21 protein-coding genes are annotated in these 21,860 nt (G+C 38.2%); 11 read left to right on the top strand and 10 right to left on the bottom strand.

Going from position 1 to position 21,860, the window contains the following annotated elements; translation table 11 throughout:
• From J2T03_RS03880 to porQ, 4 genes are all read right to left on the bottom strand, one after another.
• Positions 1–309 (bottom strand): phage holin family protein, encoded by a 309-nt coding sequence (locus J2T03_RS03880; RefSeq protein WP_306842353.1) that lies wholly within the window; start codon positions 307–309, stop codon positions 1–3.
• 79 nt (positions 310–388) lie between these two features.
• A complete protein-coding gene (locus tag J2T03_RS03875; protein WP_116011764.1) occupies positions 389–739 on the bottom strand; it encodes a YtxH domain-containing protein in 351 nt (116 codons plus the stop codon).
• Between the two features lie 95 nt (positions 740–834).
• The gene (gene cmk / locus J2T03_RS03870; protein WP_307209553.1) at positions 835–1,509 is read right to left on the bottom strand and encodes a (d)CMP kinase; all 675 of its coding nucleotides are present in this window, start codon (positions 1,507–1,509) and stop codon (positions 835–837) included.
• A gap of 83 nt (positions 1,510–1,592) precedes the next feature.
• Entirely contained in the window at positions 1,593–2,585 is a 993-nt protein-coding gene (gene porQ, locus J2T03_RS03865) for a type IX secretion system protein PorQ (RefSeq protein WP_307209552.1), read from the bottom strand.
• A gap of 166 nt (positions 2,586–2,751) precedes the next feature.
• Between porQ and pyrH the strand changes: the two genes are divergently transcribed.
• Both pyrH and frr read left to right on the top strand, forming a co-directional pair.
• Complete coding sequence (gene pyrH, locus J2T03_RS03860) at positions 2,752–3,459, top strand: UMP kinase (protein ID WP_306842357.1); 708 nt, start codon at positions 2,752–2,754, stop codon at positions 3,457–3,459.
• Between the two features lie 125 nt (positions 3,460–3,584).
• Positions 3,585–4,139 carry a ribosome recycling factor gene (frr, locus tag J2T03_RS03855; protein WP_306842359.1) on the top strand — a complete coding sequence of 185 codons (555 nt, stop codon included), beginning with the start codon at positions 3,585–3,587 and terminating at the stop codon, positions 4,137–4,139.
• A 49-nt stretch (positions 4,140–4,188) separates the two neighbouring features.
• Here frr and J2T03_RS03850 read toward each other — a convergent pair whose 3' ends face one another.
• The 5 genes from J2T03_RS03850 to J2T03_RS03830 all read right to left on the bottom strand — a co-directional run bounded on the left by J2T03_RS03850 (position 4,189) and on the right by J2T03_RS03830 (position 11,063).
• Positions 4,189–5,091 (bottom strand): PhzF family isomerase, encoded by a 903-nt coding sequence (locus J2T03_RS03850; RefSeq protein WP_306842360.1) that lies wholly within the window; start codon positions 5,089–5,091, stop codon positions 4,189–4,191.
• A gap of 208 nt (positions 5,092–5,299) precedes the next feature.
• Positions 5,300–6,091 carry a hypothetical protein gene (locus J2T03_RS03845; protein WP_307209550.1) on the bottom strand — a complete coding sequence of 264 codons (792 nt, stop codon included), beginning with the start codon at positions 6,089–6,091 and terminating at the stop codon, positions 5,300–5,302.
• Between the two features lie 149 nt (positions 6,092–6,240).
• The gene (locus J2T03_RS03840) at positions 6,241–7,695 is read right to left on the bottom strand and encodes an LptF/LptG family permease (RefSeq protein ID WP_307209548.1); all 1,455 of its coding nucleotides are present in this window, start codon (positions 7,693–7,695) and stop codon (positions 6,241–6,243) included.
• Between the two features lie 109 nt (positions 7,696–7,804).
• Positions 7,805–8,452: a LolA family protein gene (locus J2T03_RS03835; RefSeq protein ID WP_306842365.1), complete on the bottom strand. Its 648-nt coding sequence runs from the start codon at positions 8,450–8,452 to the stop codon at positions 7,805–7,807.
• Between the two features lie 64 nt (positions 8,453–8,516).
• Positions 8,517–11,063 (bottom strand): FtsK/SpoIIIE family DNA translocase, encoded by a 2,547-nt coding sequence (locus J2T03_RS03830; protein WP_306842367.1) that lies wholly within the window; start codon positions 11,061–11,063, stop codon positions 8,517–8,519.
• 218 nt (positions 11,064–11,281) lie between these two features.
• Between J2T03_RS03830 and J2T03_RS03825 the strand changes: the two genes are divergently transcribed.
• From J2T03_RS03825 to J2T03_RS03805, 5 genes are all read left to right on the top strand, one after another.
• A complete protein-coding gene (locus tag J2T03_RS03825; RefSeq protein WP_307209546.1) occupies positions 11,282–11,926 on the top strand; it encodes a cysteine hydrolase family protein in 645 nt (214 codons plus the stop codon).
• 71 nt (positions 11,927–11,997) lie between these two features.
• Entirely contained in the window at positions 11,998–12,579 is a 582-nt protein-coding gene (locus J2T03_RS03820; protein WP_307209544.1) for a Crp/Fnr family transcriptional regulator, read from the top strand.
• A gap of 246 nt (positions 12,580–12,825) precedes the next feature.
• A complete protein-coding gene (gene ccsB, locus J2T03_RS03815; protein ID WP_307209542.1) occupies positions 12,826–16,098 on the top strand; it encodes a c-type cytochrome biogenesis protein CcsB in 3,273 nt (1,090 codons plus the stop codon).
• A 191-nt stretch (positions 16,099–16,289) separates the two neighbouring features.
• Positions 16,290–17,156: an SPFH domain-containing protein gene (locus tag J2T03_RS03810; RefSeq protein WP_306842372.1), complete on the top strand. Its 867-nt coding sequence runs from the start codon at positions 16,290–16,292 to the stop codon at positions 17,154–17,156.
• 144 nt (positions 17,157–17,300) lie between these two features.
• Positions 17,301–17,495: an Arc family DNA binding domain-containing protein gene (locus tag J2T03_RS03805; protein ID WP_307209540.1), complete on the top strand. Its 195-nt coding sequence runs from the start codon at positions 17,301–17,303 to the stop codon at positions 17,493–17,495.
• 111 nt (positions 17,496–17,606) lie between these two features.
• On the opposite strand, the gene J2T03_RS03800 is transcribed toward J2T03_RS03805, so the two are convergent.
• Positions 17,607–17,759 (bottom strand): histidine kinase, encoded by a 153-nt coding sequence (locus J2T03_RS03800; RefSeq protein ID WP_040995320.1) that lies wholly within the window; start codon positions 17,757–17,759, stop codon positions 17,607–17,609.
• A 135-nt stretch (positions 17,760–17,894) separates the two neighbouring features.
• On the opposite strand from J2T03_RS03800, the gene amaB reads away from it, so the two are divergent.
• The 4 genes from amaB to J2T03_RS03780 all read left to right on the top strand — a co-directional run bounded on the left by amaB (position 17,895) and on the right by J2T03_RS03780 (position 21,818).
• Entirely contained in the window at positions 17,895–19,445 is a 1,551-nt protein-coding gene (amaB, locus tag J2T03_RS03795) for an L-piperidine-6-carboxylate dehydrogenase (protein ID WP_307209538.1), read from the top strand.
• Between the two features lie 102 nt (positions 19,446–19,547).
• On the top strand, positions 19,548–20,873 hold the full coding sequence (gene lat / locus J2T03_RS03790) for an L-lysine 6-transaminase (protein ID WP_306842377.1): 1,326 nt from the start codon (positions 19,548–19,550) through the stop codon (positions 20,871–20,873).
• Positions 20,874–20,935: 62 nt separating this feature from the next.
• On the top strand, positions 20,936–21,166 hold the full coding sequence (locus J2T03_RS03785) for a DUF2007 domain-containing protein (protein ID WP_111953226.1): 231 nt from the start codon (positions 20,936–20,938) through the stop codon (positions 21,164–21,166).
• A gap of 139 nt (positions 21,167–21,305) precedes the next feature.
• The gene (locus J2T03_RS03780; protein WP_307209536.1) at positions 21,306–21,818 is read left to right on the top strand and encodes a GNAT family N-acetyltransferase; all 513 of its coding nucleotides are present in this window, start codon (positions 21,306–21,308) and stop codon (positions 21,816–21,818) included.
• Positions 21,819–21,860 lie beyond the last annotated feature (42 nt).

Here is a 21,860-nt window from a genome sequence, read left to right as displayed (position 1 = left end):
TTAATGATTTAAAAATTTAATAACCTGATCTGCCACCACATTGACAATCTTATTTTTAAAAGCAATGATAAACCCCATTACCACAATATAAAACCCAGCAACGATCAGAAACCCATAAGACGTGTTATCCAGTGCTTTGCCTATAAGAAATGCCATTCCAAAATTAAAAAGGATAATAAAAAAAGTAAAAGCAACTAGCAGCACTACAAAGTAGGTAATGAGCCCTGCAGAAAGAGAGGATTTTTCAGTAGCTTCAATCTTCAGAAGATCTATTCTCTTTGATGCATATTCTTTAATAGTCTCTATCATTGTTTTTTTTTAAAGTTACAAAAAAAGGAACTTTCGCGCAAAAAGTTCCTTCCCATAATTTACTCAAAAAATAAACTATTTATTTTTTAAGATCATTCAGTTCTGCTTCTACATCCTTTACTACATCTGCAGTTTTGGAAACAATCTGATCTTTGTATTTATCATATCCGTCTTTTACCGTATGGGCTACACTGCTGGCAGTTTCTTTGAAAGTAGAAGATATATTGCTGTACTGATCTTTTACTTTTTCAGAAACCTCGCCGTATTTGTTTTTAGCCTGGTCTTTTAGGTCGCCTGCTTTATCTTTTATTTTCTTTCTGGTTTCTTTACCTTCTTCTGGCGCATAAAGCATCCCTAAGATTACACCTGCTGCAGCACCTGCAAGAAGTCCTGCCAATATACCTGCTGTATTTTTTCCGTTTTTCGACATTTTAAGCTTTTTTAATAGTTAATAAATATTAGTTTTTACTGTGTTAAAATCTACAATTTGTATACCAAAGGAGGCATTGTACCTATTAAAAATTGTTAAATCTTTTGAATATGAGACAGAATAAGGTCTATGGTTTCTTCCTTTGTAAGTTCTGTATTGTCAATAACAATAGCATCTTCAGCCTGCCTTAAAGGGGCAATTTCTCTTTCGCTGTCGATCTTGTCGCGATCTGTAAGGTTTTGCTTGACCTGCTCTCTGTCTGCCTGGATTCCCATACCTGCCAATTCAAAATACCTTCTGTTGGTCCTTTCGTCAATGCTGGCAGTAAGAAAGAATTTATAGTCCGCATTTGGCAGAACTACTGTCCCTATGTCACGTCCATCCATAATAATGCCCCCTTTTTCTGCCAGTGAACGCTGTGATTGAAGAAGAAAATCTCTTACTTCTTTCTGTTTTGCAACAATACTTACATTATCCGAAACTTCTGTGGTGCGGATCTGTTTTGAAATATCAATATGATTGAGGTAAAGAATCAATTCATTGCCACTGTTTCTGAATTCAAGTTCGATCTGATCTAAATACGAGAATAATTTCTGAAGATCGATGGAGCTATCCTCATTCATACAATTCTGTATGGCAAACCATGTAATCCCTCTGTAAAGCGCACCGGTATCCAGATGTATAAGACCCAGTTTATCGGCAATGACTTTGGATATTGAACTTTTTCCGGTAGACGAGTACCCATCGATAGCTATTACAGGTTTTTTCATACCGCAAATTTCAAGAATTTTTTTAAAAAATCAAGGTTGTACAGAAAAAAATCTATATTGTGATGTAAATTTCCGTTTTGGAATTACTCTCCTGCGTGGCTGCTAAGGTCCATAGAAACACCTATCTGGTTCACATTGGATGAGTTGTGGTAACGGATATGGGCATAGTCTATGCGGAATCTTCTTAATTTAATTCCGAACCCGCCTGAAAGTCCTGAAAAGTTTCTCTGATCTGCCACGGCAAGTTCGTTTCCTCTTTTCGCATTATATCCGAGCCTTATATTGAAGCTTTTTTCAGGGAAAAGTTCTGCTCCTATAGAAAAGTGGTCTGCCAGCTTTCTTCCGAAGCCTACTTCCTGACCGTTCACATTATATTCCGAAGAAATATCAAACTGCTGAAGGTCATGGGCCGTAATGGTAACAGCCAGCGGAATGGCTTTAAGGATCCTGGTATATCCCAGATCTACCCTGAAAGGCAGGTTTTCTTTGGTTCCGTTGAATGATTTGAGCTGAAACCCAAAATTCCTCATGACAAGGGAAAGGACCTCTTTATTTTTTTTATTATGATAGGTAACACCTGCTGTTCCGGAGATTGCAGAAGAAGTATAGTTGTCGATTTTTGAAGTAATGAAATTGATGCCACCGCCAATAGTCCAGTCCTCTTCGAACTGGTAAGCATAGCCTGCGCCTATTGCTACGTCTGAAGCTTTGAATTCGCCGTTTTGTTCACCGCTTTCATCGGTTCTGGGAATGCTTCCGTAGGTCATGTACCTGGCATTGATAGTTGCCATATGTCCATTATCAAAGTCTCTGGCATAGGCAACAGTCCCATATTTTGAGTCAGCAAGATAAGCTGCGGCATTTACTGAAAGCTGTTTATCTGAATCTTTATTTAAGAGGGCCGGGTTTGCAATAGCAAAGGAAACATCATGATCTCTGATGGAAATTGCATCGCCACCTAAGGCAGCCTGTCTGGCAGATACAGGGATGTTTAAGAAAGGATAAACATTTGTTCCTGTTTGCGCATAAGAAACAATTCCTGACAGAAATAATGAAAAAATGACAATTTTCTTCAATTCAATTTATAATTAATGCAAAAATAATCCTTTTTCGTACTTATCAAAATATTTCTGACATTATTTCTGCGTAAATATTTTTCTTTATTCAATATTTTTAATGATTATATTTGCAAAATCAAATTTCGGAGAAAATTACTCCGGTAAAGCTTATTAAAAATTAAAGATGAAATATAAAAGAATCCTTCTGAAACTGAGTGGTGAGGCCTTAATGGGGAACAGACAATACGGTATAGACAATGAAAGACTGCAAGAGTATGCTGCAGAAATCAAAAAAGTAGTAAAAAAAGGCTGTGAAGTTGCGATTGTTATTGGAGGAGGAAACATTTTCCGTGGAGTAGCAGGCGCTGCAAAAGGAATGGATAGAGTGCAGGGAGATTATATGGGTATGCTGGCAACAGTGATCAACGGAATGGCTCTTCAGGGAGCGCTTGAAGATGCCGGAATCAAAACAAGACTTCAGTCTGCGATTGAAATGGATAAAGTAGCTGAGCCTTTCATCAAAAGAAGGGCAGTAAGACACCTTGAAAAGGGCAGAGTAGTGATCTTCGGGGCAGGAACAGGGAACCCTTATTTTACAACGGATACGGCAGCAACCTTAAGAGCTATCGAAATCGGTGCAGATGTGATCTTAAAAGGAACCAGAGTAGACGGAATCTACGATATGGATCCTGAAAAGAATGCGGATGCTGTAAAATACAACTCACTGTCATTTGACGAGGTGTATGCTAAAAACCTTAAAGTAATGGACATGACCGCCTTCACTTTAAGCCATGAGAATAAATTGCCGATCATTGTATTTGACATGAATAAGGACGGAAATTTAGAGAGAATTGTGGATGGAGAGAATGTAGGAACTTTAGTTGATTTATAAATCTGAGGTAGCATATAATTAGGCTGAAGGTAATTTAAAAATTACTTATTGCTCATTATTCATTACTTATTATTTATCGATCATCACTTATATAAATGTGTAATTTATCAAATTTTAACTATATAATGGAAGAATTAGATCTTATATTAGAATCTGTAAAGCACGACATGGACGCCGCTGTAAAGCACTTGGATCATGCATTTCAAAGAATTAGAGCAGGACGTGCTTCTACGGCAATGGTTCAGGATGTAATGGTAGAATACTACGGAGCTCCGACTCCTATTAACCAGGTAGCCAATGTTTCTGTACCGGATGCAATGACTATCTCTATCCAGCCTTGGGACAGGACTGCCATTGGTGCTATTGAAAAAGCGATCATCAATTCAAATTTAGGCTTTGCACCTTCTAATAACGGGGAAAATATTATTCTTAACGTTCCGCCTTTAACAGAGGAAAGAAGAAGGGAACTGGCAAAACAGGCTAAAGTAGAAGCTGAAAGCACCAAAGTAACAGTAAGAAATGCAAGACAGGACGGGTTGAAAGAACTTAAAAAGCTGGAAGGTATTTCTGAAGATGTGGTAAAAGGTGTGGAGGACGAGATCCAGGCTTTTACCGACAAATATGTAAAACTTTGTGATGAACATCTTAAGACGAAAGAAGCTGAAATTATGAAAGTATAATTTTAGATTTATCAAATACATAAAGCACCTTCACAGGTGCTTTTACTTTTTATAATGAGAGAGAGGTTTTGAAAATAGTAACTGCATTTCCCATAATTTTTACAAGCTCTGGCTTTCCATCACTCACCGTTACTTTTACATTCACTGTTCCCAGACGGTTAATTTGTTCACCTTGCCTTCCATTAAATTCAAAATATCCCTTCTGAACATCTACTAATTTATTCTGGACCAGATATCCGCCTAAGGGACCATTTGCATTTCCGGTTACAGGATCTTCAGTGATTCCTATAGCAGGAGCAAACATTCTTCCGTAGGTAAGAGTTTCCCTATGATCAGAATCAAATGTAAATACAAAATAACCATTACATCCGATTTCATTACTCAGCTTAATTAGGGCGCTCATATCAGGTTGAAGTTCGTTCAGGGTCTTTCTGCTTTTAATGCCTATCATCACTTTTGAATGGCCGGTAGAAGCAATTTGAATCGGGCAGTTTTCTTCGAGATCAGAAGAATTCAGATGTAATGCAGAAAGTAGCTTTTTTGTTTGGTCATCGTCAAAGGCCGGGCTTAATGTAAAGGCTCCCTGTGTCATGGTAATCTGGTAATCATGATCTGTTTTTTTCACTTCAACAGGAAGAATTCCAATTTTAGTACTGATGCGCAAAATACAGGATTCGAGATGATCTTCCTGTGCTTTAGCATAAAGTGCAGCAATAGTAGCATGTCCGCATGAAGGAACTTCTATGGATGGGGTAAAATAACGGATAGTATAATCACTTTCAGCATTCGCAGAAGAAAAAATAAAAGCTGTCTCCGAATTATTGAGCTCTCTTGCTATGGACTGCATATCTTCATCACTTAGTCCGTCTGCATTAAGAATTACACCGGCAGGGTTTCCTTTGAACTTTTCTGTTGTAAAAGAGTCTATCTGATAAATTAGTATTTTATTCATTTCAATGATTAATAAGGAGTATTAAATATAATTAAAAGTTTTGTTTTTTCATTGACATTTGGTAATTGAGAATAGTTCTTACTCTTTCAAAAGGATGATCCTGTTTATAGATTTTTGAGCGCTTTGGGATATGAAAATCAGAAAAAGGAAATAGGGAGTTCGAAGGTAAAAAAAGAGACTTTCCGTGGAAAGCCCCTCTGTTTATTTTTTATTTACAATTCTCGTTGTAATCTGTAATCACTTCTTCCACGATTTCCGGTACATTGGACATGACGTCATCAATTTGGCTTTTGATCAGTTTTCCCAATCCGGATCTTTTCTTTTCATCATTTTTAAGAGAGGTATAAGAACCGCTTGTTAATTTGCCTTTTGCATAGCTGCAGTCTGCAATAATTATTTTGGCTTTGGCTACATTCAGCTCCTCCATCTTACCTCCTTTTTTAGAATAGATGTAAGAAGGGGAATTTCTCATTCTTTCTGTTTCCTTTTCCGCTACTGCGATCTGGCCGCCAGCGGAGAATGTAGTAGGGTAGCCGTATAATTTATAGACTTTGATCTTGCCGTCTTTTACCACTTCTGCAAACTGATTGCTTTTTGTGAGGTTGTTGAATGCTTTGATATTCCCGCTTAAACCTCCCGTAGCTGTATTGAAGCCTTCTTTGGTATTCGTATATTTGATCATTTCAAAATGCCTCTCATCATTGTTCTCATCAAAGGCAACATATTCTTTAATATCGTCCGGATCAAGGGTCTTAAACTTTTGTTTCTTCTTGGACTTATCGATATCTGACACCGCCACGAATTTTACTTTTTTCTGATTGCTCCACGGGTTCATGGCGTCTCCGTTCAGCCTTACAATTCCCTCAATTTTTTTACCGCCTTTATCAACGATGTAGCCATATTTTTCATCAGTTCTCAATTCATAATCTGTATTGTCTTCCTGTGCATAGGCATTCACAGAAACCAATGCAAACAGACCCAATAGTAATACTTTCTTCATATAATTATAGTTTTTACATTTTTTGTAAATATAGCTTTTTATACTTTACTGCAAAATGAAATAAATGCCATAGCGTTCAACAAAAAGACCCGGAAATTCCGGGTCTAAATATCTTTTAATGATTAAATTCTTAAATCTTTCAACTAAATTTATTGATATCTCTGATGCTCTTTATTTTTCGAAAATCTCTTTGTGATCGGTTTGAACAGTGCTTTATATTTTTCAGCATCAAATAACTGGGAATCGGTAAGTGCTTTGTACGTCATCCACACTCCGAAAGGAAGAAGAATAAGGTTAGGAAGCCACGCTGCCAGATAAGGATTCATTCCGCCTCCCCATGCAATGTTCTCAATACCGAGATTCATTACATAAAAAACGATGAAAATAACAATTGCGATGATTACCGGGAGTCCCATTCCCCCTTTTCTGATAATGGATCCTAAGCTGGCTCCGATCAGGAAAAAGATGATACATGTTACGGAATAAGAAATGATCCTCTGCTGGTAGATAACGACCTTGCTGAAGTATTTCACATTTGAACTGAATTCACTCTTTTTACCCATCGATGTAGATTTCAGATTATCCAGTCTGTTGTAGGCATTAGAGATGATTTCCAGCTTTTTTTGTTCTTTCACGGTGTCCAGCTTGATCTGTTGTTTTGCGATTGCGTTGGATTTTGTTTTATCCATATAGTTGATCACAGAATTGGTCTGGCTCAAAACATCGGCACCAATATTCGAAAAGAATGTAGCATTCTCTTTCTTATTTTTAGCAACCGTTTCATTAAGCTGTCCATACGTCTGAAAACGGTAATCATCTGTGATCTGCTCCTTTTCAATGGCTTTGTTAATGATCTCGCTGATATCAAAATGTGAAACTAAGGTATCAAATTTGATGGACTGATCGGGTTGCTTCAGTCTTACATTTTCACCTTTTCCTGCGAAATCGTCCTCAAGTATATAACCGTTGTAAAGTTCCAGCTTCAGATAGTTTTTATTGGCTGCAGGTACAAATTTTCCTTTTTCTGCTACAATAGACTGCTGATTTTCATAAGTGCCGGCTTTTCTATGTATAAAAACCCCTTCAATGCTTTCACCGTTTTCACCATTGATCTTATCAAACTTTACCATATACCCAGGAATCTGATCGATGAATTGTCCGGGGGTAAAATTAAGTGCCGGTTTGGTTTGTGCAATATTGAAAAGCATATTCTTCGCCTTCTTCTGGAAATCAGGAATGATGTTATTGGAGAAAAAGAAAAGCATGACCGCTAGTATGATTGATACTCCCATCAGGGGTGCCATTACTCTTGTGAGGGAAATTCCTGCTGCCTTCATTGCTGCGAGCTCATACCGCTCCCCAAACTCACCGAAGGACATGATGCTTGCCAAAAGGATCGTAAGCGGCAGTACCATACTGATAACGCTTACCCCAAGGTAAAAAAGAAGTTTAAGGATCTGCCAGTAGCTTAATCCTTTTCCCATGAACTGCCCAAGCTGAACCCAGATAATGTTTACAATAAAGATGAAAAACAAAACGCTGAATATAAAGAAAAACGGTCCAAAGAAGGTTTTTATGATATATCGGTCTAGTATTTTTAACATGCGCCAAAATTAATCAAAAAGCCACAAAGTTTTACTTGTGGCTCTTATATTTTTATTACTTTTTATTTAACAGTTGGAAAGTAAATCAATTGTTTCAATCTTTCACCTTTTAAAGCTCTGTGATCACGTAGTTTTTAAATTTATTCTTGTCAAAAACAAACATATTAGGATCAAGGGTCTGGTTTTCCTTATATTCTTTGATGGCAATTACAGCTACATCTTTATTATTTCCGTGCTGTTCTAGTTTTACCATCTGCTTTTTCGCAGAATCTACAAAAAGATAGACATGCTGAATTCCATTGGATTTTATAGGAGTCAATTTAATGAAATCTGCATTTACTCCGTTTACATTCTTTTTACCGTTATAAGTTACATTATAATCATTTCTGTAGGTTGAGAGATAATTGATAGGGGAGAACATGCTGCTGCTTCCGTTAGGTTTTGCAATGGTTACCTCCATATCATCTGCATTGATATTGTAGATTTTGCTTCCATCAAAGATCTGTTCCGTATCCATGATCTTCAGCTTGTATTTATCTCCTGCAGAATAGTAAATTCCCGGTTCTGTTTTGGTCACCTGTCCGTTTACGCCGGTTCCGAAAGAAAACTTGAAGTAAGAATTCTTTTTAGACTTGTAGTTGGCTGTGATATCATCCAGGATTTTTTTAGCTTTCGCGTCAATTTTCTGTGCATCGGCAAATCCTACAGCACCTATTACAAAACTTCCGACTATAACTTTTGAAATAATATTTTTCATTTTCTTATTTAATAACTTTAAACATTCTAATGCTTCAAGGTTTAATTTATAAAGCATTTTTCCTTTAACTACGCAAATCTTCCAAAAACTGTTCCAAAGAATGAAGATCACTGATAATCACCTCTCTTGCTTTTGCTCCGTTAAATCCTCCCACAATACCGGTGGCTTCAAGCTGGTCCATAATTCTTCCTGCTCTGTTATAGCCCAGTTTCAGCTGTCTCTGTAACATAGAAGTAGATCCCTGCTGTGTAGAAACAATGATTCTTGCCGCTTCTTCAAATAAGGCATCCTTTTCATTCGGATCAAAAGCGCCTACTGTACTGGTAGAATCTTCAGAAACAAATTCCGGAAGAAGGAATGCGGATGAATAACCTTTCTGCTCGCCGATATATTCTGCAAGTCTTTCCACTTCCGGTGTATCTACGAAAGCACACTGAAGTCTTAAGATCTCATTCCCGTTGAAATAAAGCATATCACCTTTACCGATCAGCTGGTCTGCACCCGGAGAATCAAGGATCGTTCTGGAATCCACACTGGAAATTACTCTGAAGGCAGCTCTTGCAGGGAAGTTAGCTTTGATCATACCTGTAATTACATTGACAGAAGGTCTCTGTGTAGCAACAATCAGGTGGATTCCTACGGCTCTTGCAAGCTGTGCGAGTCTGGCGATCGGAAGTTCAACTTCTTTTCCTGCTGTCATGATCAAATCTGCAAACTCGTCCACTACCAAAACGATGTATGGTAAGTAACGGTGACCGTTTTCGGGATTTAATTTTCTTTCTGTGAATTTTTTATTGTACTCTTTTAAGTTTTTACAGAATGCATTTTTAAGCAGGTCATACCTTGTATCCATCTCTACACAAAGAGAGTTCAGGGTATTGATCACTTTATTTGTGTCTGTGATGATAGCTTCATCCGCATCCGGAAGCTTAGCCAGATAATGCCTTTCAATTTTTGAATATAATGAAAGCTCCACTTTTTTAGGATCCACCATAACGAATTTCAGTTCGCTTGGATGTTTTTTATAAAGAAGGGAAGTAAGGATGGCATTAATCCCTACAGATTTACCCTGTCCTGTAGCACCTGCCATCAGTAAGTGAGGCATTTTTGAAAGATCGGCCATGAATACCTCATTAGAAATCGTCTTTCCGAAAACCACGGGAAGATCCATGTCCGTATTCTGGAATTTGTGGGAAGCAATAACCGAACGCATGGAAACCATCGTAGGGTTTTTTCTCGGCACTTCGATCCCGATCGTTCCTTTTCCGGGCATTGGGGCAATGATCCTGATTCCTAAAGCAGAAAGATTCAGGGCAATATCATCCTGAAGTTTTTTAATAGCAGCCACTCTGATTCCTGCTTCCGGAACAATTTCATATAAAGTCACTGTTGGTCCTATCGTTGCCTTGATCTCGGAAATACCGACATTGAAGTTCTTTAAAAGGCCTACAATCTTATTTTTATTTTCTTCTAATTCTTCCTGATTGATTGAGATTTCTTCGCTGCCGTAATCTTTTAGCAATTCCACTGTAGGCATCTGGAAACCTGCCAGATCAAGTTTATGATCATACAGACCGTGTTTTTCTACAAGTTCCTGTGATTTTCTGTCCGAATCATCCAGTACATCTATTACCGGAGCGATCTCTACATTAAATTTAATATTGTCCTGCGCTGGGGTAGAAACTGGCTGAACCGGGCTAATAGCCGGGCTCACTGGTTTTATATCAAAAGCCTGTTCCGGAGTTGAAGTAGGAACTGACGGTTTTGCATTCAGATTTAAACTGACAGGTTTTTCTTCCTCTTCGAAAGAAGTCTGATTAGGCGTTACGATAGTTTCCAGATCTGTTACGGGCTGAACTTCAGGAAACCCTTTAGGAACGCTTACCGGTTCCTGCTCTTTAGCTTTAGCCTTATTTGAAACATCCGTAACGGTAACATTGAGGCCTGCTTCTTCAGCCTCCTCCTGAAGTTCCTCATCTGCTTCAAAGTTTTCTTCTGAGCTTGGCATCATGGATTTAACTTTCCCGATCGTGTTATCATTAATCTTTTCCAGCTTTGCTTTAATAGAGCTTGGACGAAGATTGAATTCAAGAATGAAATATAAAAGTATACTTGAAATGAGGACCACCCAAAGTCCTACAGGCCCGATGATGGCATTCAGATAATCCATAATCTGGTAACCGTAAACACCTCCCAAAACACCCTGTCCTTTGGTTACTGCTCCCATAAAAATAGGAAGCCAGCAGATAAAGAACAAAGAATGTCCGATGGTTTTCCAGGGTTTAAAGGTCCTTTTTTTAAGGATAAGAGTTCCCACAACCAAAAATAGGAAGGCAATGATGAACGATGCGATTCCGATGCTTTCGAATATGAAAATATTTCCCAGCCAGTCGCCTACCTTCCCAAAGATATTTGAAGATTTTATAGTTTTGTCGGTCATAGTCCCTGCCTGGCTCTGGTCTGCTTTCCAGTTCATCAAATAGGAGACGAACGAAAATGCCAGAACAACAGAGAAAAGTATAAAGGTAAGCCCGAAAAATATGCGCGGCTTAGATAATATTCTGCCTTTATCAGGCGATTCGGTCTGTTTTGTCTGTGTCTTTTTATCCATAATATAATGTGGCAAATTTAATGTTTTTTCAACATTAATAGAATCTTTTTTTGTTCAAAAAGATGGTGTAATTTAGGGTTATTTTTTAAAATTATAGAGCGTTTTTAATATATTTTTTTTACTGAAATGTGCTACAGCAGGTGCTTTTTGAACTAGTTCAAATGCCAGCAATTATTCCTCCACTAATTTTGTTCCATAAAGTTTAAAAACGTAAAAAAATGAAAAATTTATTGCAAAACACTCTGGCATTATGCCTGACTTTAATTTCATTAGTAACAATCAATGCACAACAAAAAAGAAACATGGAAAACACAGCCTTATTAATTATCGATGTACAGAATGATTATTTTCCCGGAGGAAAGATGGAACTGAACGGAGCAGAACAGGCAGGCGATAATGCCAGGAAGATTTTAGACTACTTCAGGAAAAACAATCTTCCTGTTGTTCACATCAAACACATTGCTTTGAATGAAGGGGCCGATTTTTTTCTTCCCGGTACTTCAGGAGCTGAAATCAATTCTTTGGTTTTACCCAAAGACAATGAAAAAGTAATCATCAAGCATTTCCCGAACAGTTTCCGCGAAACAGATTTATTGGAGTATCTACAGAAAAACGACATCAAAAATCTGGTTATTACAGGAATGATGACCGATGTCTGTGTGGATTCCACCACAAGAGCAGCTTTCGATCTTGAATTTAAGAATACAGTGGTTGGAGACGCTACAGCAACGAGGAACAGAGAGCTTTCCGGACAAACTGTAAGAGCAGCAGAAATACAAAAATCATTTCTTGCGGGGATTTCTGCTTTAGGAAATCTATACGCAGAGATTGTCAATACGGCGGACTTTCTGAAGAGAAAATAATTTCAAAGCTATAAACCGTTTTAGTAAAGGTATCTATAATATGGGTATCTTTATGCTGTATAAGTATAACAATGTTTGACCTCCTCTATAAAAATATCAGCAGATACCTTGAACTCTCCGGTGAAGAATTTGAACGGTTCGGCAGACCTTTCACTCTTCGTACATTTAAAAGAAAAGATGTTGTCCTCAGGGAAGGAGATTACTGCCTTTTTGAAGGATTTGTGGTGAAAGGCTGTTTTAAAGTGTATTATCTGAACGAAAGCGGATCTGAACAGACGTTGTATTTTGCAGTGGAGGGGTGGTGGATAACCGATATAGACAGCCTGATCAATAATGTTCCGTCTACCCTGAATATAGAAGCTCTTGAAGAAAGTGAAGTTCTGATGATCTCAAAGAAAGACAAAGAGAAGCTTTATGAAGAGATGCCACAGATAGAAAAACTTTTTAGGATCATGAATCAGCAGTCTTCGGTGGCTTTGCAGAGAAGAATTCTTTCTTTAACCGGTAAGACTGCAGATAAACGGTACCTTGAATTTTTAGAAAAATATCCGGGACTCGAACAGAAAATTACCCAGCAGCAGGTAGCTTCCTATTTGGGAATTACCCATGAATTTTTGAGTAAGATCAGAAAAAAGACCTCTCTGAATAAGTAATTTATTGAATATCAATATCTTGTATTTTATATACGGATTTTTAGAAATAGACAACTTCAATCACAGGGATAGGAATATTATATCCGGAATTTCACGATCTTAAAAATTGAATTTTCTTTAATAAATTCCCTGCTATTAAGAATGATTCAAAATAACTAAAATCGGCCTCAAAGTGACAAAAAACAGCTTTTTTTAGCCTCTTTGTTGTTTATCATCCTTATTTTTGCATGTCAAGTAAAATAAATCATGAAGAAGCTCCAAGATATTCTTATCTCAACCAGAACAATGGCTGTGCTGTTACTGGTGTATGCATTTGCGATGGCTTATGCAACGTTCTTAGAAAACGACTACGGAACTCCTACAGCTAAAGCGCTAATTTATGAAGCAAAATGGTTTGAATTAATCATGTTTCTGCTCATTCTCAACTTCATAGGGAATATCGCAAGGTATCGCCTTTGGAAAAGAGAAAAATGGCCCGTTCTGGTATTTCACCTTTCTTTTATCCTTATTTTTATAGGAGGTGCTATTACAAGATACATCAGTTTTGAAGGCACAATGCACATCAGAGAAGGGGAAACTTCCAACGAGATTGTGACTGATAAGAATTTCTTTAAAATCCAGATTGAAGAGAAAGGAGACGTTCTTAATTATCAGGATGTTCCCTATCTGATGTCTCCACTACATAAAGACTTTAAGGCAACCTATGATTTCCACGGAAAGGAAGTAAAGGTGTTTACAAAAGACTATATCCAGAGAAAAAAAGACAGCTTAATTGCTGAACCCAACGGAGCAGAATATCTTCACCTGGTGTCTACGGGAACCACCGGAAGGCAGAATATTTACATCAAACCGGGAGAGACAAAATCCATCAACGGAACTCTGGTAACGTTCAACAGGGCAATCGAAGGTGCTGTAGAGTTCAAAAAAGAAGATGGAAAACTGTTCATCAAAACACCTGTTGATGCAGCCTTTATGACCATGGCAACCCAGGCTACAGGAAGTACGAAGAAAGATGAATTCCAGCCTTTGGTGTTGAGAAGTTTATATACTATCAACGAATTGAAACTGGTTGTTCCGGAAGGCCTTAAGAAAGGAAGACTGATGGCTTTCGAAGGTGATAAAAAGAAAGATGCCATGGTACCTGATGTAATGAGAATAGAACTTCAGGGACCAAAAACAAAACAAATGGTAGATCTTTCCGTAGAAAAAGGAAACCCAAATGTATATAAGCAAGTGACAATGGACGGTTTGAATATTATGGTAGGTTTCGGACCTAAAGTATATAATACACCTTTTGCATTGAAGCTGGATGATTTCGTGATGGAAACTTATCCGGGAAGTACCTCTCCAAGTGCTTATGAAAGCCACGTAAAGATCATTGACGAAGGAAAAGAAACCCCTTATAAGATTTACATGAACCACGTTCTGAACCATAAAGGCTACCGTTTCTTCCAGTCAAGTTTTGATCCGGACAGAATGGGAACCGTACTTTCTGTAAACCATGATTTCTGGGGAACAATTATTTCTTATATCGGATACGGGCTTCTGTTCTTAGGAATGTTTGTGATCTTCTTCTGGAAAGGAACTCACTTCTGGAAACTGAATAAAATGCTGACAGATGTTAACAAAAAGAAAACAGCAGCAGTACTTTTAGTATTATTAAGTTTAGGCTTAAATGCACAGAAAATTGAAACACACGGGACTACTGACGGAAGCAGGGAACATGTACACGTAGAAGGTGACGGACACACTCATGCACCGGCACCGGAAACATCCCAATCTTCTCAGGGAACAGCACCAAACCAGAATTCTCTGGCGGCACCACTGACTAAAATGAAAAAAATCTCCGCAGACGAGATTATTGCCAGAAATAAAATCAGCAAAGAGCATGCAGATAAATTCGGATATCTTCTGGTTCAGAACTTTGAAGGAAGAATCGTTCCTATCAATACAGAAGCACTGGATGTTTTAAGAAAATTATATAAGAAGGACGAATTCAGGGGAACGGACGGGAAGTCTCTTACGGCTAACCAGTGGTTCCTGTCGATCAATACGGATACACCGAGCTGGACTATGGTTCCTATGATCAAAGTAGGAACGAAAGGAGGTGACGAATTAAAAAATAAAACGAAGGCGGATGATGAAGGGTATACTTCACTGATGAACCTTTTCCCGGCAGATGCCAACGGTAATCTTACCTATATCCTGGAACATGATTACAACACAGCATTCCGTAAAAAACCTTCTGAGCAGACCAATTATGATAAGGAAGTAATTTCTGTAAACGAAAGGGTGCAGATCTTCAACGAATTTTTCAGTGGTCAGTTTATGAGAATTGTTCCTGTGAAAAACGATGCCAACCACACATGGCATTCTTGGCTGGATCAGAAATTCGAACCGGATATGGAATCTCAGCAGGTGATGGGTCCTTATTTTGCAGAAGTCCTTTCCGCACAGCAGACAGGAAACTGGAGTAAAGCAGATGCCGAGCTGGCAAAACTTTCAGAATATCAGCAGAAGTGGGGTAAAGCAGTTGTTCCTGCAAAATCTAAAGTGGATCTTGAAGTTTTCATGAACAAAGTGAATGTTAACTTTAAATTATTAATCTTCTACACGCTGATCGGGGGACTTCTTCTGATCTTAGGATTTGTAGAATTATTCAAATCCAATAAAGTTTTAAATAAAATAATCAAAGTAATCATTGCTGTAGGTTTAGTAGGGTATTTATGCCACTTCTTAGGCCTTGTAGCAAGATGGTATATCTCAGGACACGCGCCTTGGAGTAACGGTTATGAAGCTATTATTTTTATCTCATGGGTAGGTATTACGGCAGGACTTGTTTTATACAGAAATGCCAATGCCCTTATTCCTGCTGCCGGATTTATGGTAGCGGTTATCATGATGGGATTTGCGCACGGAGGTTCAGCGCTTGATCCGCAGATTACGCCGCTGGTTCCGGTATTGAAATCTTACTGGCTGATTGTTCACGTAGCAATCATTACCTCAAGTTACGGTTTCTTTGCCCTGTCAATGATTATTGCTGTGATCTGTTTAGTATTCTTTATTATTGCCAACAAGGACACTCACAAACTTCATCATGATACAACATTAAAAGAATTGACTATCGTTTCTGAAATGTCACTGACGATTGGTCTTTTTGCCTTAACCGTTGGTAACTTCTTAGGTGGTATCTGGGCCAATGAATCATGGGGAAGATACTGGAGCTGGGACCCGAAAGAAACATGGGCTTTCATTTCCATCATGGTATACGCATTCGTATTGCACATGAGATTGGTTCCGGGACTAAGAAGCAGATGGGCATTCCACGTAGCCACAATGTTTGCATTCTGTTCTATGGTAATGACGTACTTCGGAGTTAATTATTACCTAAGCGGACTTCACTCATATGCTGCAGGAGATCCGGTTCCGGTTCCGGCCTGGGTATATATCGGATTGGGAACAATGCTGCTTTTATCATCTGCTTCTTACTTCAAGTTTAAAGTTTTAACGAAGAAATAAGATATTTACAATATAACAACTGAAATCCCGGAATTTATTTTCCGGGATTTTTTTGTGTTTCGGGATGCACACCATAATTCGAAACCCGCACCCCGTATCCTGCATCAAAAAAATCATTATTCAATATCCATAATTCAAAACTTATTCATATCTTTATGATATCAAAACAATATCAAATTAAAATTACAATTATGGAAAAAGTATTAAAGCCCATGTCGGGCTATCTGGCATTAGTATTCTGTCTCATTTTATTTGCCGGAGCGGTTTATTTTTTTATTTCCGGAGTTGAGCAGAGCATCACGTTTGTGATTATTGCTATGCTTTGCTTTTTGCTGTTCTGTTTCTTCCTGAAAGGGCTGATGATCATTCAGCCAAACCATTCAAGAGTGCTGAATTTCTTCGGAAAATATGTGGGAACGGTAAAAGATAACGGATTATTTTTTATCAATCCTTTGTATTCATCACAAAAAATATCGTTGCGTTCAGAAAACCTGCAAGGGCAGACTTTGAAGGTTAATGATAAAATGGGTAATCCCATTGAGATCGCAGTAGTGATGGTTTGGAAAGTGGGAGATACCTATAAAGCTGCTTTTGATGTAGAACGCTATTCGGACTTTGTAAGAATGCAGAGTGAAGCTGCAGTACGTCATTTGGCAATGAGTTTTCCGTATGATAATTTAGAAGATGACCATGCCCCGATTACTTTGAGAGAAGGTGGTGATAAGATCAATTCTATTCTGGAGCAAGAGCTTACGGATCGTCTTTCAAAAGCAGGGATTATCATTCAGGAGGCGAGAATTTCACACCTGGCTTATGCATCAGAAATTGCAGGAGCTATGCTTCAGAGACAGCAGGCTACAGCTATCGTGGCGGCAAGAACCAAGATTGTGGAAGGTGCTGTAGGAATGGTGGATCTGGCACTGAAAAAGCTTTCGGAAGATAATATCGTAGAGCTTGATGATGAAAGAAAAGCGGCTATGGTAAGCAATTTAATGGTAGTGCTTTGCGGTGAAAAAGCAGCCCAACCCATTTTGAATGCAGGAACTCTTTATAATTAAAAGGAAAATGAATACTTAGATTTCATAACAAACTTAACTGAGTAAAACGCTTTTGCGAACTGGGTATAAAAGTTTATTTAAACGAAATCTTTGCGTCTTTTGCGTTATTAAAAAAGTATTACTAAAACAGGCAAAGAGAAAAGAATGAAATCGGAAAAAACTTCAAAACCCTCCGAAAACAAAGAAAAAAAATCCTTCGTCATAAGAATCGATGAAGCTACCTATAAGTTGGTGGAGAAGTGGGCGAATGATGAATTCAGGAGTGTGAACGGGCAGATCGAATATCTGCTGCATCAGAGCCTGGTCAATTCGGGAAGGAAAAAGAAAGAAGAAGAATAGGCCGGAGGGTAAAAACATTAACAATGAGCCTTTGCATTGTAACGAATAATAGGGCTATAGCAATTCAATTAACCTTACTTAAAAGAAAAGCAGAGATCCTTCTCTGCTTTTTTATTTTATACAACTCTGAAGCGTATCTGCTCCAAAATAGAATATAACGAGCCAGATCAGGCCTTTGATCGTGAAAAAAGCAAATCCTGCCCAGCCTACGCGCTTGAACCACTTCTTAAACTTCGAATTGTTATTTTCCTGTGAATTTTCCATGTCTGAATGTCAAAAGATTACCCTACAAAGATAAGCATGTTTATAATTAGTCCAAATAAAAAGTCCGTTAAAAATTAAAATTTTGAGGTTCGCATAATATTTCTATCTTTAGAGGAAACGAAAAGTAAACATTTTATGTCTAAAAAAGTAAAGGATTTCGGAATCGAAAAAACACTCAAAAACCTTGGTATTAAAGAAGAAAATAAGGGAACTTCAGTGGGCGGAAAATATTTTGCTTCGGGGAAAACGATAGAAAGTTTTTCTCCCGTAGATGGCAGGCTAATCGCTAAAATTAAGACTTCCGGAGAAAGTGATTATGACAAAGTAATTGAGGCGGCTCAGAAGGCGTTTCAGGAGTTTAGATCCATTCCTGCTCCTAAAAGAGGTGAGATCGTTAGGCAGCTGGGTCAGAAGTTAAGAACATATAAAGACGACCTTGGAAAACTGGTTTCTTATGAAATGGGTAAATCCCTTCAGGAAGGCCTTGGAGAAGTTCAGGAAATGATTGACATCTGTGATTTTGCAGTGGGCGTATCCAGACAGCTTCATGGGTATACCATGCATTCGGAAAGACCTGGTCACAGAATGTACGAACAATATCATCCGCTTGGCGTTGTAGGAATCATCACTGCATTCAACTTCCCGGTTGCCGTTTGGGCCTGGAACACAGCTTTAGCATGGATCTGCGGTAACGTTACCATCTGGAAACCATCAGAAAAAACACCATTATGCGCTATTGCATGCCAGAACATTATGTCTGAAGTATTAAAGGAGAATAATCTTGCCGAAGGTATTTCAAGCGTGCTGGTTGCTGACCATGAAATCGGGCAGAAGCTGGTTGATGATAAAAGAGTTTCCCTGGTTTCTTTCACAGGTTCTACAAGAGTAGGAAGAATGGTTTCTTCTAAAGTAGCGGAAAGATTCGGGAAATCGATCCTGGAATTAGGAGGAAACAACGCGATTATTATCTCCAAAGATGCAGACATCGACATGTCTATCATCGGTGCTGTTTTCGGTGCTGTAGGTACTGCAGGTCAGAGATGTACGTCAACAAGAAGGCTGATCATCCATGAAAGCGTTTACAATGAAGTGAAAAGCAGATTGGTAAAAGCTTACGGACAGCTGAAAATCGGAAATCCGTTAGACGAAAATAATCATGTAGGACCGCTTATTGATGTGGACGCAGTAAATCAATATGAAGAGGCTATCAAGAAATGTAAGAAAGAAGGAGGAAAATTTGTAGTTGAAGGTGGCGTTTTAAGCGGAAAAGAATACGAATCAGGTTGCTATGTGAAACCATGCATCGCAGAAGTAAAAAACTCTTACGAGATCGTTCAGCACGAAACTTTCGCGCCGATCCTGTATCTAATCAAATATAAAACACTGGAGGAGGCTATTGCTATCCAGAACGATGTTCCTCAGGGATTGTCATCTGCTATCATGACCCAGAATCTAAGAGAAGCAGAATTGTTCCTTTCTCATGCAGGTTCAGATTGTGGTATTGCCAACGTAAACATCGGAACTTCGGGTGCTGAAATCGGAGGCGCTTTCGGTGGCGAAAAAGAAACCGGAGGCGGAAGAGAGTCTGGTTCAGACGTTTGGAAATATTATATGAGAAGACAAACCAATACTATAAATTATACAGCTCAACTTCCTTTGGCACAGGGAATTAAATTTGATTTGTAAAAATTTGGTTTAAGTCATTTTCAACAAAAAAACAAAAATTAATAACCTGAATGTTTAAGACTTTTAATCATTCAATTATTAGATCACACAACTATTTTAATTATGGAACAAACAATTGATATAAAAGTAAATAAAGTAAAAGAAACTGTAGGAAGACATGTTTTGGCAGACGGTTTTGATTTTGTCATGGATATTGAAAAATCCCATGGATCATGGCTATATGACAAACTTACGGACAAAGAGTATCTGGATATGTTCTCTATGTTTGCATCAGCGTCCATAGGCTACAACCATCCTTATCTTGTAGAAAGATCGGAGTGGCTCGGGAGAATGGCTGTGAACAAGCCTACTTTGGCAGACGTGTATTCAGAGGAATATGCTCACTTTCTGGAAGTTTTTGAAAGAGTAGTAATTCCTGAAGAACTGCAGTATGCTTTCTTTATTGAAGGAGGAACTCTGGGAGTGGAAAATGCAATGAAGGCGTGCTTCGACTGGAAAACCCGTAAGAATTTTGAAAAAGGACTTCAGACGGAAGCCGGAATCTGTATCCATTTCAGACAGGCATTCCACGGAAGAAGCGGCTATACATTGAGCTTAACCAATACTTCAGACCCAAGAAAATACCAGTATTTCCCGATGTTTGAATGGCCAAGAATCTTAAATCCTAAATTATCTTTCCCAATCACAGAAGAAAATTTAGAAGAAACCATCAAGAATGAAAGGCTGGCTCTTCTACAGATCGAAGAAGCTATCCTTATGAATCCAGATAAAGTGGCATGTATCATCATTGAGCCGATCCAGGCCGAAGGTGGTGACAATCACTTCAGAGATGAGTTCTTAATGGGATTGAGAAAGCTCTGTGATCAGAATGAAATATTACTGATCTTTGATGAAGTTCAGACAGGTATTGCCATCACAGGAAAAATGTGGGCGTTCCAGCATTTTACGGCAAAACCGGATATTATTTCTTTCGGTAAAAAAGCACAGGTTTGCGGAGTTTTAGCGAATAAAGAAAAATTTGACCAGATCCCGAACAATGTTTTCAGAGAAAGTTCAAGGATCAATTCTACTTTCGGAGGAAATTTTATTGATATGCTTCGTTTCCAACTGGTGATGGAAGTTATCGAAAAAGAAAACCTGGTTGAAAATGCAAGAGTAGTGGGTGATTATCTGTTGGAAAGATTAAAAGAACTGGCTCAGAAATATCCTGAGAAAATTTCAAACGCAAGAGGAAGAGGTCTCATGTGTGCCATTGATCTTCCTTCCGCAGAACAGCGTAACCGTTTGATGAACGAGCTTTTCAAGGACGGATTGATTATTCTTCCGTGCGGAGATCACTCGCTTCGTTTCAGACCGCATCTGAATGTTACCCAGAAAGAAATTCAATTGGCTCTTGATAAAATAGAGAACAATATTAATAAAATTTAAATTCAAAGATTTGTAATTTTAAAAAAAACATTGTACATTTAGATACTCAAACGATATAGAATATGGAAAGAAGCACGAGAGTATCGGTTTTTGAAAGTGATAAGCCTTCAGAAATCCAGCTAATAAAGTCTAAATTGGATGATGCACAAATTACAAACAGCGTCGAAAACAATTATCTTACCTTTACGACAACGCCTACAGCAACGTCATTAAAAATTATGGTAAAGTTGGAAGACGAGAAGAATGCATTTGAAGTTATAGATGCTTATCTTCAGCAAAGTGAAAATCAATAAAAACAATTTCATAATTTTAAATTTTACTACTTCGAACCGAAAATTAATTTTGATTAGTTTTCGGTTTTTTAATTCAAAAAATCAATATTGACCATTAAAATATTTGAAAATCAATACTTTAATCAATAACGGACCAACAATGAATTCAGAGACGAAACTAAGAAAAGCAGAGATTGAGGACAGGGATATTATTTGGGGAATGATCCAGCAATCCATTGAAAGAAGAAAGCAGGACGGAAGTACACAATGGCAGAACGGATATCCCAATATAGGAACCGTAGAAAGTGATATTGCAAAGGGATTTGGATACGTTCTTACAGTAGATGGGGAGATTGCAATTTATGCAGCTCTGATACTGAATGACGAGCCGGCTTACAGCACAATCGAAGGAGCCTGGCTGAGCGACGGGGAGTTTGTTGTTGTACATAGAGTCGCAGTCGATGGAAAATTTGCCGGCCGGGGTATGGTGAAAAAATTGTTTGACCACATTGAAGATTTTACAAGATCTCAGGAAATTCAAAGTATAAAAGTAGATACAAATTACGATAATATTGCCATGCTGAAGATCCTTGAAAGTAAGGGATATTCCTATTGTGGGGAAGTACTTCTGGCTGACGGGATGAGAAAAGCCTATGAGAAGATTATAATTTAAGCTAAAAGTTAAATCAACTTTCATTGAATTTTTAAAAGAGTC

This window comes from Chryseobacterium lathyri, from assembly GCF_030812195.1.
GTDB lineage: Bacteria > Bacteroidota > Bacteroidia > Flavobacteriales > Weeksellaceae > Chryseobacterium > Chryseobacterium lathyri_A.
The sequence above is the reverse complement of the archived record's forward strand: the minus strand, read 5'-3'. Positions and strand labels throughout refer to the sequence as shown.

What these genes read in the sequence shown, in the direction of transcription:
- J2T03_RS03880 (WP_306842353.1), bottom strand. Translation starts at nt 309, where the DNA reads ATGATAGAGACTATTAAAGAATATGCATCAAAGAGAATAGATCTTCTG.
- J2T03_RS03875 (WP_116011764.1), bottom strand. Translation starts at nt 739, where the DNA reads ATGTCGAAAAACGGAAAAAATACAGCAGGTATATTGGCAGGACTTCTT.
- cmk (WP_307209553.1), bottom strand. Translation starts at nt 1,509, where the DNA reads ATGAAAAAACCTGTAATAGCTATCGATGGGTACTCGTCTACCGGAAAA.
- pyrH (WP_306842357.1), top strand. Translation starts at nt 2,752, where the DNA reads ATGAAATATAAAAGAATCCTTCTGAAACTGAGTGGTGAGGCCTTAATG.
- frr (WP_306842359.1), top strand. Translation starts at nt 3,585, where the DNA reads ATGGAAGAATTAGATCTTATATTAGAATCTGTAAAGCACGACATGGAC.
- J2T03_RS03850 (WP_306842360.1), bottom strand. Translation starts at nt 5,091, where the DNA reads ATGAATAAAATACTAATTTATCAGATAGACTCTTTTACAACAGAAAAG.
- J2T03_RS03845 (WP_307209550.1), bottom strand. Translation starts at nt 6,091, where the DNA reads ATGAAGAAAGTATTACTATTGGGTCTGTTTGCATTGGTTTCTGTGAAT.
- J2T03_RS03840 (WP_307209548.1), bottom strand. Translation starts at nt 7,695, where the DNA reads ATGTTAAAAATACTAGACCGATATATCATAAAAACCTTCTTTGGACCG.
- J2T03_RS03835 (WP_306842365.1), bottom strand. Translation starts at nt 8,452, where the DNA reads ATGAAAAATATTATTTCAAAAGTTATAGTCGGAAGTTTTGTAATAGGT.
- J2T03_RS03830 (WP_306842367.1), bottom strand. Translation starts at nt 11,063, where the DNA reads ATGGATAAAAAGACACAGACAAAACAGACCGAATCGCCTGATAAAGGC.
- J2T03_RS03825 (WP_307209546.1), top strand. Translation starts at nt 11,282, where the DNA reads ATGAAAAATTTATTGCAAAACACTCTGGCATTATGCCTGACTTTAATT.
- J2T03_RS03820 (WP_307209544.1), top strand. Translation starts at nt 11,998, where the DNA reads ATGTTTGACCTCCTCTATAAAAATATCAGCAGATACCTTGAACTCTCC.
- ccsB (WP_307209542.1), top strand. Translation starts at nt 12,826, where the DNA reads ATGAAGAAGCTCCAAGATATTCTTATCTCAACCAGAACAATGGCTGTG.
- J2T03_RS03810 (WP_306842372.1), top strand. Translation starts at nt 16,290, where the DNA reads ATGGAAAAAGTATTAAAGCCCATGTCGGGCTATCTGGCATTAGTATTC.
- J2T03_RS03805 (WP_307209540.1), top strand. Translation starts at nt 17,301, where the DNA reads ATGAAATCGGAAAAAACTTCAAAACCCTCCGAAAACAAAGAAAAAAAA.
- J2T03_RS03800 (WP_040995320.1), bottom strand. Translation starts at nt 17,759, where the DNA reads ATGGAAAATTCACAGGAAAATAACAATTCGAAGTTTAAGAAGTGGTTC.
- amaB (WP_307209538.1), top strand. Translation starts at nt 17,895, where the DNA reads ATGTCTAAAAAAGTAAAGGATTTCGGAATCGAAAAAACACTCAAAAAC.
- lat (WP_306842377.1), top strand. Translation starts at nt 19,548, where the DNA reads ATGGAACAAACAATTGATATAAAAGTAAATAAAGTAAAAGAAACTGTA.
- J2T03_RS03785 (WP_111953226.1), top strand. Translation starts at nt 20,936, where the DNA reads ATGGAAAGAAGCACGAGAGTATCGGTTTTTGAAAGTGATAAGCCTTCA.
- J2T03_RS03780 (WP_307209536.1), top strand. Translation starts at nt 21,306, where the DNA reads ATGAATTCAGAGACGAAACTAAGAAAAGCAGAGATTGAGGACAGGGAT.